This window comes from Spirosoma utsteinense (assembly GCF_014282275.1).
GTDB lineage: Bacteria > Bacteroidota > Bacteroidia > Cytophagales > Spirosomataceae > Spirosoma > Spirosoma utsteinense.
The window spans coordinates 1-13566 of record NZ_VFIA01000071.1; the positions used below are offsets into that span (position 1 = coordinate 1).

Sequence of the window (13566 nt, forward strand, 5' to 3'; positions counted from 1 at the left end):
ATTGGAGTTTTACAGTGGCCAGCGCTGGAGATAAACTTAAAAGCTGGTATGAGAAAGTTAACCCAATAAATAAATCAGTCAATTCTAATTATTAAGTTGGAAGAGTACTAGTTAAAAAGGTATAAAGATCATACGACCGGGTCGCCTGTGCGGGCAGCGTTCTACTCTAAGTTTGCAACTTAATCGATACTACCCTGTGGTTGGAAATGCACTGGTGGCCGGGTTGCTTACATTGAAAAAGTAACGAAAAAGTCTTTTGAAATAAGACGAATAAATATGTTTATTCCTTCGTCTACAAAAAACGCCCGAAAAACGTCAACACAAGATACCATTCGTTTAACACCGGTTAACTCGCCAGCCGTCAGCAAGCCATTACAGCCAAGCACTTACGGCCATAAGTGCTTGCTTTTGACATAAGCATCGATTCTATTTCGTGCCATAATCATTCAAGTAAACCTCCGAATAAACTCAGGACAAGTCAGCTACTCGGAGTTCTTAAAGCAGGAAATAATGCCCCGAGCTTTTAGTGCCTGCTTTTACCCCGTACTTACTAATTCCGTTTTAGCCTTTTTATCACTTCACTGAATTTTAATTTATCAGTTGCCTCAAAGCAACTCCAAAAATGTTCGGTTTGAAATTTGCAAATTTGTATAATGCCACATACCGAAACAATAGAGGAACTATATAAAGCCAGAAAAGCATGGCTTCCCAGCAACTTGCGCCATGAACTCGGTCATTTTAATGTCTTTCGTTTAGATGATGTTGGCAAAGGCGCTAAACCTTCCCCTTATCGCAAACGGGACTGGTACAACATAACACTGGTGCATGGTCCTGGCAAATACCTGTACGCAGACAAGAAAATCGACGTAAGAAAACATGCTCTTGTCTTTGATAACCCCCAGGTTCCTTTTGGATGGGAACAAAGGGACCGCATAACAGGTGGCTTTTTTTGCGTCTTTAGTCCAGACTTCTTTCATAGTTTAGCGAATCCAACCCAGTATTCCATTTTTCAACCGGGCGGGCATGCCCTCTTTGAACTTACGGCAGAGGAAGCAAGCCAGGCAAATTTGTTGTTTGAACGCATGTTCTCAGAATTGCGGTCCGACTACCTACACAAGTACGACCTGCTCCGGGCCTTATTATTGGAAGTAATGCACTTGGCGATGAAAATGGCACCCAATGAAAATCTGCGTACGCAAGTCCTTACGGCATCACAACGAATTACGGTCTCATTCCTTGAACGATTAGAACAGCAGTTCCCCATTGACAGCACAGAGCAAGCGGTCAGCCTCCGTTCAGCCATCGACTTTGCGCCACGGCTAAACGTCCATGTAAACCACCTTAACCGTGTCGTCAAAGAAACAACGGGCAAGACGACCACACAGATTATTGCCGAACGCATACTGCAGGAGGCTAAGATACTACTCCGTAATACGCCATGGAGCATTTCTGAAATCAGCTATGCATTGGGTTTTGGTCAACCAGCCCATTTCAACAACTTCTTTCGAAAGCATACCGAGTCAAGTCCGTTAACGTATCGCCATGTTTGAATTTCGCAATAGATGGTTTGAATGGCGATAGTCTGCCCGAGTTGTTACGCTGAACTTTGTGTTTGTAAATGGATTACTGCAAAATACAGTAGCAAATCTTGACAATATGAAAAAAGTAACATTAAACAATGGTGTTGAAATGCCGATAGTAGGCTTTGGTGTTTATCAAATACCTGATGCCGAAGAATGTGAAACAAGCGTATACAATGCGATACAGGCAGGGTATCGGTCCATCGATACAGCGGCTGCTTATCTTAACGAAGAAGCCGTGGGAAGAGCCATTAAAAGAAGTGGTCGGTCCGCCGATGCGGTTCCAAGGGAAGAGCTTTTCATCACCACTAAACTTTGGATACAGGATGCAGGCTATGACAACGCAAAGAAAGCCTTTGAAAAATCCTTGAAAAAGTTACAGTTAGACTACCTCGACCTGTATTTAATTCATCAGCCTTTTGGCGATGTATATGGCTCATGGCGGGCCATGGAAGAGCTTTACGAGGCAGGAAAGATCAGGGCCATTGGGGTTAGCAATTTCTATCCCGACAAGCTTGTAGACCTGATCAGCCATAACAAGATTGTGCCGGCTGTTAACCAGATCGAAACGCACCCCTTCCAACAGCAGATCGAAACACAAAACTTCTTACAGGAAAATGGTATTCAGATAGAAAGCTGGGGCCCTTTTGCGGAAGGAAAGAACGACATGTTCACCAATGATCTACTTACTTCGATCGCTGCAAAACATAACAAGAGTGTTGCCCAGGTTATTCTTCGCTGGTTGATACAAAGAGATGTCGTTGTTATTCCAAAGTCGGTTCGCAAAGAACGAATGGAAGAGAATATCAATGTCTTCGACTTTGACCTGTCGAAGGAGGATATGGAGGCCATTGTTTCACTGGATACCAACCAAAGTCTCTTCCTCGACCATCGCGACCCTGCTACGGTGAAATGGTTAGGTGAAGTCAAATTTGATATTTAATTACCCTCAACACGTAAAACTATGCCAAAAAGAGTGTTAGGTAAAAGTGGTCTTGAAGTCTCTACGATAGGACTTGGCTGCATGGGTATGAGCCATGGTTATACGCCTATTCGGGACTTGGGTACGTTTACCTGCCGCATGATGGTGGTTGCCGAAATGGCATCCGGTGGTGAGATTATACCCCCTAATAGAAAGCCTAATGACAGCGTGAAACCCGGAATGAGGGCATGGGATACCAGCGCAATGACACACGAGGTAACGATGACGATAGGGAAAGCAAAAGTGGTGATTACCCGTCGCCAACGCCAGAATTCTTTCCAGGCTGTTTCATAAAGCAACGGCGGCAGTAAGATAAGAAACACCAGGTCAGGGCTTATGGCGATTTGCGAAAATTCGTCCCTGACGCTTAACGCCAGTCCCCTATAACCAGCACAATAGGATAAGCCAGGCGCAGCTTGTTGGCTACCATGATCAGCGCCAGAATAATCAGAATCAAGTAAATAAATTGACTAAACTGGTCGTGCATGACGAGTCTGTTAAAAACAAAACGAAGACAGATTGATGGCTGTTAACCCGATACGTCAAACACAAAACACCCGCTTCTATTGTCTGTAAACTTAGTTTTATAGTTCATTGTCAGGGTTTGCTAATACCCAGGTTTTTCATTGACATACATCTGGGGCTCTTCAACGATGGTAGCGACTGCTGGACGCTTTACATAAAAAAACCTGATCGCTATGACCAGGTTTTTTATGAATGTCTTCAGATAACCTTTTCTACTTCTTCTTTGAACGGTTGATTATAAAAGCGTCTCCCCTTCATTTTGTACAAGGCATTGGCCACTGCGCCAAATACGGGCGGAAAGGGTGGTTCCCCTAAGCCGGTTGGATCCAGGTCGTTTTGAACGAAGTGAACGTCAATACTTTTTGGCGCTTCATGAATGCGGATCATCCGGTAATTGTGGAAATTGCTTTGCTGCGGAACGCCATCCTTATGGGTTAAGGCACCATAGAATGAATTCCCAATGCCATCCACGACGGCTCCCTGCACCATATTAGTTGCCGCATCCGGATTGATAACGATACCACAATCGATGGCACTAAACACGCGCTCTACGTAAGGTTGTCCATCCCGGGTTACCATATCGACGACATGAGCCGCGTAGGAATTGTGACAGAAATAAGCAGCCACACCGCGGTTGTACTTTTCATTGCCCGCCTTGTTCCAGTTCGATTTGTCGCGTACCAGTTCAAGTACGCCGGCGTAGCGGTCCGCGTCGTACTCATTGTTTTTGCCCACTGGCTTTTCCTTCGCCCTTTTCAACAGTTCCAACCTGAATTCAATCGGGTCTTTGCCTGCGGCTTCTGCCACTTCATCCAGAAACGACTGCTCAGCAGCTGCATTGAAATTGGAACGAGGTGCCCTGAAAGCACCTATCGTTATATTGGACGGAATCTGCCAGCCTTCGGCCAAATAATGATCTACAGCTCCGGCCGGGAAACGGTTGGCATGAATGGGATGTTCGGGTATGCCACCTCCTTTTACATGAAAAGCAATCAGGTTTTTATTGGCATCCAACGCGGCACGATAAGTCGCGGTGTACATGGGACGATAAATACCGTAAGTCATGTCGTCCTCCCGGGTGTACATTAACTTGACAGGCGCTTTCACTTTCCTTGAAATCAGTGCCGCTTCCGAAAGGTAATGCCCATACGCCCTGCGCCCGAAACCGCCCCCCATACGGGTCATTTGGATTTCAATTTTGTCAGCAGGCAGGTTTAATAGTTTGGCCAGTGTAGGTTCTATCCAGCCGGGAGCCTGCAAGGGGCCTACCAACAGCGCTTTTTCGTCTGTCACATGGGCAAAGAAATTCATGGGTTCCATGCAATTATGGGCCAGGAAGGGCCCATTATAGGTGCGTTCGATCACCTGGGCAGCATTAGTAAAAGCCGCTTCAGGATCAACGTCTTTTCTCAGTAACTGGGCTGGCTTGGCTGCATATTCCTGCATTTGCTGCAGTTGAGTACGTGTACTTTCAATAGTACCGGGAACAGTAACCTCCGTTTTCCCATTTCTGCCTCCTATGGTATTTTTCAAATCACCGGCAGCTTCCCAGTTGGCGATCAGCTTTTTTCGGGCGTTCATCACTTCCCAAGTGCTTTTACCCACCACCACCAGCAGCTCATTGAAGGTACGGGTATCAAAACCACCCTGCTCAAAACCGTCCTCATACAATTTCAGCGTGAAAACATCCTTAATGCCCGGCATTTTCAGCGTTTCGGCGGCATCAAATGATTTGAGTTTCATTCCAAATGCGGGCGGGTGCTGGATCATCGCGATCAACATACCATCCACACTATAATCCAGCCCGAAAACCGGCTTGCCGCTCACGATCTTCTGGGCTTCTACATTCTTCTTGGAATGCCTTACAATCGTAAAATCCTTTGGTGCTTTCAGTTGAAATTCTTTTGGCACAGGAACGCTAGCCGCTTTACTAGCCATGTCCCCGTATTTAGCCGATTTGCCATTTGAATGGGATAATATACCGGCTTTGGTCGTTACTTCACCGACCGGCACATTCCAGGTCTGGGCCGCTGCTTCACGCAGCATTTGCCTGGCGGCCGCGCCAGCCTCCCGCAGGGGCTTCCAATACATTTTCATCGAATTGCTTCCGCCCGTAAACTGCGGTCCTAATTTTACCTCATCATGCGGACCCATTTCGACGGTGACATTTTTCCAATCTACATCCAGTTCCTCCGCCACGATCATGGGCAGGGAAGTCATTACGTTTTGCCCAAATTCAGGGTTGGGGCAAATGAGTTTCACTTTATTATCGGCTGTGATCAGGATATAGCCATTGAGCTGCGCCCATTGATCCGGTAAGTTTAAGGTCTCTGTTTTATCGGCAGCCTTAAAACTGGATAACCAGCTCACGCTGAGCATCAACCCTCCGCCCGAAATGAGCGAGGCTTTCAGAAACGAGCGCCTGTCTAAGGCTGTTTTGTCGTTGTTCATGTTGGCTTTAGTTTGTGGTTACTTCTTCGGAGCGTAAGCACCCGTTTGAAGCCAGGTTATCCAGGCTTTTTTGAATTCGGCATGGGTTACCGGTGGCAATGTCCTGCCTTCTCCCGGATTCCAGCCAGCCAGCACAAGCCCGTCGTCCGCATGCTCAATAAGCTTTTTAATGTCCTTATTGCCGTTTTTCTTTTTATCCATCAGCTGTTCAGCCAATTCATGTGCGCTCTTTCCTTCAAAAACCATTTTCATAGTAGCGGGTGGCAAATGCCATTCTGGATTACCGGGCGGCATATGCAGACCAGGCGTGTTGGTTTCCTGATGGCAGTTGGAACATTTCATGGCTGAAACGCCCTTTCCCTCAACCCCACGTTTCGGTGCCATGGCGTGCAAATGGCTGTCATCACCTTGCAGCGGCACATTGCCGGCCGGGTGGCAATTCATACAGCGCGGGCTCATCAGTGTTTTATAAACTGTTTCAAAAGCCTTAACAGACTCCGTGCTATCACGGTTAATGATGTTCAGGCTGACTTCCTTTACTGGCGCATCTTTTCTAAATGCAGACGCTCCGACGGCAAAGATGAATAGGAGTATGGACACAAAAAGGGCCGCCTTGAGGGAAACAAACTGATTTGCCCTATTACTTGGATCTTGCTTCATAGATGGTTCTAATATGGATGTGCTTAACCCTTTGTCGTTGTCTTCTTTTGCATGTCGGCCGCCAAATGGATCGCTTTGCGAATACGCAGATACGTGCCACAACGGCAGATATTTCCAGCCATCGCATCATCAATATCCTGATCGGTCGGGTCGGGTTTTTCGCGAAGCAATACGGCCGCCGACATGATCTGGCCGGAGTGACAATAACCGCATTGTGGTACATCTATTTCCTGCCAGGCCAGTTGAGCCGGATGGCTGTTTGTTTCTGATAACCCTTCAATGGTCACAACCTGCTTGCCGGCCGCGCGGCTTACTTTGGTAACACAGGAACGGACCGCTTCTCCGTCCAAATGCACCACACAGGCACCGCACTGGGCTACCCCACATCCGTACTTGGTGCCTTTTAGACCGGCCAGATCCCGAATGGCCCACAGTAGTGGCATCTGCGGATCAGCTTCCATTGGGTACTCCTTTTTGTTGATGTTTAATGTGATCTTGGCCATGATGCGTTTTTTAACTTGTTACAAGAATGCTGAATCCGAAATGACTTTGGTATTGTGCCCGTTATCTTTTTAACTATTGCCAAAACGTCCTTGCTCTTCATGAAATTAACGACCCACCTGGGTTGGGAAAACAATCCCTGTTCGTGTTTCGCAGAACGAAAGAAATTTTTCCTGGATTCTAGTGTCGCTAGCCTCACTTAACTACTGGTCCTTCGCTTGATGGTGAAAATACTGTCCGCTGACTTTTACCTGACCATCATTGCTCCCAGCCATACCTGAGTATACGAACCTTTATCCAAATTATCTGGCGTCCTAGGGCTGTAATCTTAAAAATTGCAATAATCAATTTACGTTTCTTCATAAATTGCCTTTACAAAAGGCAAATTTTAGTATAATAACTCGAAATTTTTTATACTAATCAAACTAATACTTACAATAATCAAACGTTTGGCATCATGTTCTAAACCGGTTTCAAATTAGTAGAAACCCCAGGAAAATCTGGATTCCATAGTTGATAGTGGCCTACCTGCGTTGACTGGGTATATTTGTGAATGGTATTAGAAGCGGTTGCCGGCTAGCAATTTGCCGGTTGCGCTATTATACGTTTTACTAATTTCGGCTTTATCGCCTGTGCCAGTTTGTGCCACCTGTGTTTCTGCTGACAGGATAGTAGCAAGAACAGGATTCCCAACACCCGCTCCATTTATGGAATCATCTACCGAAAGAACGGCTGAAAGATTGCCCTGACTGCACTATCTGGCGTACTTGTTTTAACCTACGCGATTGATATTGAAGCAATGCTTCCGTCACATCATTTTCTTTAATAAAACAATCTGTCAATGTAGCTGCATCCTCCAGTGAAGCATTAAATCCGGATGCCGTTAATGGGTTTGGTACATGGGCGGCATCGCCCACAAGTGCAATGCGTCCCTGTACCAAGACTTCAGGCACATATTCAACAATGGGAGTTGCTACAAGGTTGCGGGTTTGAATGCTGTGTTCGATAGCCGCTAACCAGGGTTGCGACCATCTTTGCTTTGCTTTTTTTGACAGATTAGCTAACGTTTCGGTGGGAATGTCTGCCCCTGTTAATGAATGTTGTACAACGTTTCCTTTTACACAGCCAAGTTGCCTTAGCAAATCATTTTGCGTGTTGTCGTACCAGGCCCAACCTAATCTTCTTTGTCCTACAGTGCAGGACCCATCAGCGCCGGCAACCACAAAACCCAGTAAAAAATCTCCGTTGCCATTTGGCATAGCCAAACCCGGATTAGGACCAGGGCGGTATTGCTTAGGGATATTTTGCTCGTCCACCATGGCCACCCAGATCAGGTAGCCAGCGAACGTGGCATCTGGATGATCAGGTGCCACATGCCGACGCACTGTACTTCGGTAACCATCGGCACCAATCAACATATCCCCGCTAAATTTTTCGCCTTTATCCGTAATGACCCAGGCCGCTTCATCATTCTGATGGACTGCCTGAATACGGGTATTAAACCGTAAGTCGATTTGAGGATTAGTCTGTGCTTCACGACGCAAACGAGCTTCTATGGATGACCATGCCTCAACAGAGCTACTACCGCCTGAAGTGATTTTTCTAAGATATTTTGCTGTTGTTGATATATCTCTTTCACCATTATTCACCTGAAGGCCTGCGCCACTACGACGTTCAGCGCCTGCTCTCTCTACTATAGTTACGTTCAGTCCGGCATTGGCCAGGGCTATACCAGTCATCAAACCGGCCAGGGATGCGCCGACGACAACGACAGACGTTTCACTTTCTATGAGTTGCTTATTCATTTATGTTAATGACTTTGTGACGGAAAGTGCACACCACTAATTTGCTCACACAGGGTAAGGAATTGTTCCTGGGTGCTGATGTCATCTGCTTTCGATAAATAATTTGCGGAACGCTGGTGATGAAAATAGCGGCCCGTTACCCGCGCTTTAACGTCCTGGCTTGCCGCCAGCCAAACCTGCGTTTGATACCCTTTTTCGAGATCATCCGGCGCACCCGCACCCCCCATTTTGGTCGGTACCCAACCCGGATCGACGGCGTTGGCATGAATACCAGACCATTTTCGGGCCACCGCTTTGGCTAAGATGAGGTCATGCAGTTTGGAATCTGAATAAGACACCCTGGGCTTCGTTCCGGCCAAACCCCTTAACGTTGGGTCACCCTGCAAGTGCATTCCCGAACTTAAATAGATCAGTCTTCCCGGTTTGTCCATCAAACTGGTCAACAGGTAGGGCGCTATGGTATTCACTGCCAGAAGCACCGGCAGACCGTCAACACTGAGGTCAAGATTAGAAACCTGGTAAAGCCCTGCATTATGAATAACCGCATCAAAGCGCCCGATAGCATTAAGCTCCAGGGCAAGATTTTTTGTTTCGGCTATGCTGGACAAGTCAGCGGTTACTACCGTTTCGGCACCCTGAATTTGGGTTAATATATGCTGCGCCCGCTTCTGATTCCGGGCATGTAAAACCACCTGATGGCCCTGGTTAATCAAGGCGCCTGCCGCCAATTTACCTAAACCGTCGGCTGATCCGGTGATGAATATCCTGGCCATTTTTTATTTAGTATTCCTTTCTGGAGGCTATTACTTCGGCCAATACGTTATCAGCGGTATCCGCTTTCCTTTTGCCTACGTTACTTTCTATGACTTGACGTAAATCCTGAAGTTGTCTCTTTACGACTATCCCTTTTTCTGCTTCTACTTGATCCTTTTAATATGAACCTCATGTATAGTTCCATGAGGTTCATCATTAGGTCTATTGTGTCAGTCCTTCTGCCAGAATAATTGTACTTGTTGTTGCCGCAATACGAAATTGCTTTGCTATCGTGTACTCTGGAGAATGATAGCATCGCTCTGCATCCGCATGAGTTGCAAACTCCACTACTACTATAATTGCTTCAGATTTACCTTCCAATATTTTTGGATTGGAGTCGGATAGAATAACTCGTCCATTGAACTTTGCTGCCAGGTTTTTTCCGGCCTCTGCATATTTCTGAAACATGGCCTGATCATGAATTGTAAAAGTGGCAATAAGATAGCCCTTTGGCATTGTTTGGTTTTCCATCATTTACAATTTTAAGTACCGTTTATCTGTTTATGCTGTCGTTAATCCTAGATTTTAAACCGGAGGCCGCTTAAAAATTTAACCTTAACCGGATCGTGGTAGTCGAAAATGGTTGACTTGCCGGTATCCAGCGTTTTGATGGCTTCCATATCGTCAGCACTTAACTCAAAATCGAAAATGTTAAAATTTTCAATGATACGGTCCTTATTCACCGACTTGGGGATGACGACAATATCGCGCTGGGTCAGCCAGCGCAAAATGATTTGTGCCACTGAACGCTGGTACTTTTGGGCGATGCCTTTTAATAAAGGCTGATCGAAAATCGTATTGTCCTGCGCAAAGGGGCTCCAGGATTCAAGTTGAATGTTGTTCTCGTTCAAATACTGCTGCCCTTCGATTTGCTGCCAGTAGGGGTGTGTTTCAAATTGATTGACCGCCGGTACAATTTCATTATGAACCATCAGGTCGGCTAACCGGTCAGGATAGAAGTTACTGACGCCAATGGCCCGGGTCTTACCGTCCTTATAAAGTTCTTCCATGGCTTTCCACGATCCATACACATCGCCGAATGCCTGATGGATCAGGTAAAGGTCAAGGTAGTCTAGCTGTAACTTTTTTAAGGATTTGGCAAATGCCGCTTTCGTGCTTTCGTAGCCTGTATCCTGAACCCAGAGTTTGGTGGTTATAAACAGTTCCTGCCGGTCAACACCGCTCTTCTTAATACCTCTGCCGACGGCTTCTTCGTTCTCGTAGGCTGCGGCTGTATCGATCAGCCGGTAACCGGCTTTGATGGCTTCGCAAACGCTGTCTTCGCATTCCTGCGGGTCCGCTACCCTGAATACGCCTAATCCTAAAATCGGCATGTCTATGCCGTTATTCAATTTGACTGTTTTCATAACTGGTTTTTTGTTTCGTTGACTAGGACAAAGGTCTGGTGAAAAACCAACGGTTTATAAAGACAATCAAACCGAAACGTATAATAATCAAATCAAGCGTACATTATCGATCTAAAGTTTGGGATACTGCCAAGTCGCTATCTTATTAGACTATTAACTTTGATTCTATTTTCCTCACGTCAGCAGCCCTTTTTCGTTACGGGCATGTACCACAACTCTGTAGCCTTTTGCAACCAATGCTTTAGCAGGCAGTTCACCAAGCCCGGTAGTCGACCCTGTAATGAATACTCTAGCCATTTAGCGTTTACTTTATTAGCTCATACAGGGCACACCTGGTTTCCACCGAATGCAATGAACGCCCGATTTTTAAAAATCGGGCGTTCATTTTCAATTTGTAAACTCACAAATTTGACCTAAAGAATTCGGTTAACTTTACAACAGCTGGATTTACGTGTTCTTCTTTGTAGTAAAGAGAAAAGTGCGTTGCGCCATTAATTTCATACAATTCTTTGGGCTCGTTTGATTTTTCGTAGGCGTCTTTTGTCAACCATAAAGTTTGCGATTCTGCTCCCGCTATTAGTAATACGGGCCGTGGTGCAATTAAATGGGCAACAGAGGGCGAGTAAAAACCTGCAATACGATCTAGGCTACTCAAAGGCGGAAAATTTGTTTGGTTGGGATGCTTTCCTATATCGGTGCAATAATATTCCCAAGCTTCAAAGTTAATACCGCCCAAAGCGTTTGCCTGCTCTTCGGTAATACGAAGGCTATACGTCCCAGGTGCCTCACCATTTAATGTAGCAAGTCTGTCGGCTGCTGCTGCATCAAGCATACTTTGAATCACTTGTGGATCCTGATCATCCTCAGATCCTTTTCTGTACCAATCGCCAATATCGACACCACTGACGGTTGCAAGGGCTTTAATAGTATGGTCGGTTGCCGTTGCTACAAGCGAATAACCACCAGATCCACAAATTCCTAAGACACCAATTCTTTTAGGATCTACTTCTTTTAATGTAGTCAGAAATGCGACGGCAGATTTAAAGTCTTCGGTTCTCTGCGTAGGGTCTTCAAAACCACGAGGCATTCCTTCACTTTCACCCTGGTAAGCAGCATCAAATGCTAAGGTGATGAAACCGTTTGCGGCTAATCTTTTTGCATAAAGTCCCGCAGTTTGTTCTTTTACACCTGACGTTGGATGACCCACAACGATCGCAGAAGTTGGCTCATTACCAGGCTGAAAGTTTTCAGGATAATATAAATTTCCTGATAGAACTAATCCGTTTGATTTGAATTTTACTGGTTTCATTATTATTTGTTTAAACTACGAACTGTAAGGGCTATCTGATAGCTTGTTTTTGTACTGATTAACGACCAGACAATTTTTCCAAAGCGTCGGTAGTACGATTTCCCTGAATAGTGATTTTAGCTACAGCATCTTCAATCTGTTGCAAATCATTTGATGTAAGCTCAATTTCGGCTCCACCAATGTTTTCTTCGAGACGGTGCATTTTGGTAGTGCCGGGGATGGGAACAATCCATGGTTTTTGCGCTAATAACCAGGCAAGGGAAATTTGCGCAGGTGTCGCTTTATTCTGGGCCGCAATGTTGTTTAACAAATCAACCAGTGCCTGATTGGCTTGTCTGTTCTCATCCTGAAATCGTGGAAGGTTGTTTCTGACGTCTGTTTTGTCAAACGTTGTGTTTTCGTCAATCTTACCTGCAAGAAAACCTTTACCAAGTGGACTAAACGTAACGAAGCCGATGCCTAACTCTTCAAGTGTTGGAATAATTTCCTGTTCAGGCGTTCTTGTCCATAAAGAATATTCACTTTGCAAAGCGGCAACCGGTAGTATAGCATGTGCTTTGCGAATAGTTTGTACACCTGCTTCTGAAAGTCCCCAATGCTTCACCTTGCCCTCCTGAATTAGTTCTTTTACAGCACCTGCAACTTCTTCAATAGGAACATTTGGGTCAACACGATGTTGATAAAACAAATCTATTTCATCAACACCAAGACGTTTTAGAGAGGCTTCCGCAACTTGCTTAATATTTTTTGGAGTACTATCTAATAAGCTCCATTTGCCGTCGTCGGCAGCTTTAAAACCAAACTTAGTGGCTATCGTAACCTGTCCACGAAAAGGAGCTAATGCTTCACCTAAGAGTTCCTCATTGGTAAATGGACCATATACTTCAGCGGTGTCAAAAAAGGTGACGCCTTTTTCAACTGCTGCACGGATAAGTTTAATCATATCGTTTTTATCGGCAGCAGGACCGTAACCCATACTCATTCCCATGCAACCAAGTCCTAAAGCAGAGACTTCGAGATTGCTGTTACCTAATTTTCTTGTTTTCATAATTATAATTGTTTGTAAGTAATTAAATATTAAAGGTGACTTCACCTAATCACTTCACCATGGCAGGGTCACGATGGTCGAGGAAGAGACGTTGTTTTGTATCCAGTGAAACAATGGCTTCCCTATTCTCGGTCGAAAGTTCAAAGTCGAAGACGTTGATATTCTCTTCCATTCGTTCTTTGCGAACCGACTTTGGAATAACAACGACATCTCTTTGAATTATCTAGCGAAGTATAACCTGGGCTACACTCTTGTTATATTTTGCAGCGATTGAAGTAAGTATCGATCAGCCGGTAACCGGCTTTGCAAACGCTGTCTTGACATTCCTGCGGGTCCGCTACCCTGAACACGCCTAATCCTAAAATCGGCATGCCTACGCCGTTATTCAATTTGACTGTTTTCATAACTGGTTTTTTGGGTCGTGCCTTAAAAGTGGATATTAAGCTTGAAAAAGAGATGGTTAATCAGCAACCCAATCACCGTGTCGTGCATTAAAACCGACTTGGAAAAACAGATGGTGCGACG

12 protein-coding genes are annotated in these 13566 nt (G+C 45.4%); 2 read left to right on the forward strand and 10 right to left on the reverse strand.

The features are described from left to right. The first annotated feature begins 653 nt into the window (after nucleotides 1–653). Both FH603_RS26425 and FH603_RS26430 read left to right on the forward strand, forming a co-directional pair. On the forward strand, nucleotides 654–1550 hold the full coding sequence (locus FH603_RS26425; RefSeq protein WP_186742026.1) for a helix-turn-helix domain-containing protein: 897 nt from the start codon (nucleotides 654–656) through the stop codon (nucleotides 1548–1550). Nucleotides 1551–1656: 106 nt separating this feature from the next. Further along, on the forward strand, nucleotides 1657–2523 hold the full coding sequence (locus tag FH603_RS26430; RefSeq protein ID WP_186742028.1) for an aldo/keto reductase: 867 nt from the start codon (nucleotides 1657–1659) through the stop codon (nucleotides 2521–2523). A gap of 98 nt (nucleotides 2524–2621) precedes the next feature. Here the strand turns inward: FH603_RS26430 and FH603_RS28790 are convergent, their stop codons facing one another. The 10 genes from FH603_RS28790 to FH603_RS26480 all read right to left on the reverse strand — a co-directional run bounded on the left by FH603_RS28790 (nucleotide 2622) and on the right by FH603_RS26480 (nucleotide 13041). Further along, nucleotides 2622–2885, reverse strand: a complete 264-nt coding sequence (locus FH603_RS28790) for a cation:proton antiporter domain-containing protein (protein ID WP_317171313.1) — start codon at nucleotides 2883–2885, stop codon at nucleotides 2622–2624. Nucleotides 2886–3285: 400 nt separating this feature from the next. After that, nucleotides 3286–5538: a xanthine dehydrogenase family protein molybdopterin-binding subunit gene (locus FH603_RS26440; RefSeq protein WP_186742030.1), complete on the reverse strand. Its 2253-nt coding sequence runs from the start codon at nucleotides 5536–5538 to the stop codon at nucleotides 3286–3288. Nucleotides 5539–5556: 18 nt separating this feature from the next. Continuing rightward, complete coding sequence (locus tag FH603_RS26445; protein ID WP_186742032.1) at nucleotides 5557–6198, reverse strand: hypothetical protein; 642 nt, start codon at nucleotides 6196–6198, stop codon at nucleotides 5557–5559. A 23-nt stretch (nucleotides 6199–6221) separates the two neighbouring features. Continuing rightward, nucleotides 6222–6701 (reverse strand): (2Fe-2S)-binding protein, encoded by a 480-nt coding sequence (locus FH603_RS26450; RefSeq protein WP_186742034.1) that lies wholly within the window; start codon nucleotides 6699–6701, stop codon nucleotides 6222–6224. A 711-nt stretch (nucleotides 6702–7412) separates the two neighbouring features. Then, the gene (locus FH603_RS26455) at nucleotides 7413–8504 is read right to left on the reverse strand and encodes an FAD-dependent monooxygenase (RefSeq protein ID WP_186742036.1); all 1092 of its coding nucleotides are present in this window, start codon (nucleotides 8502–8504) and stop codon (nucleotides 7413–7415) included. A 5-nt stretch (nucleotides 8505–8509) separates the two neighbouring features. Then, nucleotides 8510–9277 (reverse strand): SDR family NAD(P)-dependent oxidoreductase, encoded by a 768-nt coding sequence (locus FH603_RS26460; RefSeq protein WP_186742038.1) that lies wholly within the window; start codon nucleotides 9275–9277, stop codon nucleotides 8510–8512. 202 nt (nucleotides 9278–9479) lie between these two features. Beyond that, nucleotides 9480–9788 (reverse strand): DUF1330 domain-containing protein, encoded by a 309-nt coding sequence (locus tag FH603_RS26465; RefSeq protein WP_186742040.1) that lies wholly within the window; start codon nucleotides 9786–9788, stop codon nucleotides 9480–9482. A 47-nt stretch (nucleotides 9789–9835) separates the two neighbouring features. Continuing rightward, nucleotides 9836–10684 (reverse strand): aldo/keto reductase, encoded by an 849-nt coding sequence (locus tag FH603_RS26470; RefSeq protein ID WP_186742042.1) that lies wholly within the window; start codon nucleotides 10682–10684, stop codon nucleotides 9836–9838. A gap of 400 nt (nucleotides 10685–11084) precedes the next feature. Beyond that, complete coding sequence (locus FH603_RS26475; protein WP_186742044.1) at nucleotides 11085–11993, reverse strand: alpha/beta hydrolase; 909 nt, start codon at nucleotides 11991–11993, stop codon at nucleotides 11085–11087. Nucleotides 11994–12051: 58 nt separating this feature from the next. Then, nucleotides 12052–13041, reverse strand: a complete 990-nt coding sequence (locus tag FH603_RS26480; protein WP_186742046.1) for an aldo/keto reductase — start codon at nucleotides 13039–13041, stop codon at nucleotides 12052–12054. Nucleotides 13042–13566: the final 525 nt, after the last annotated feature.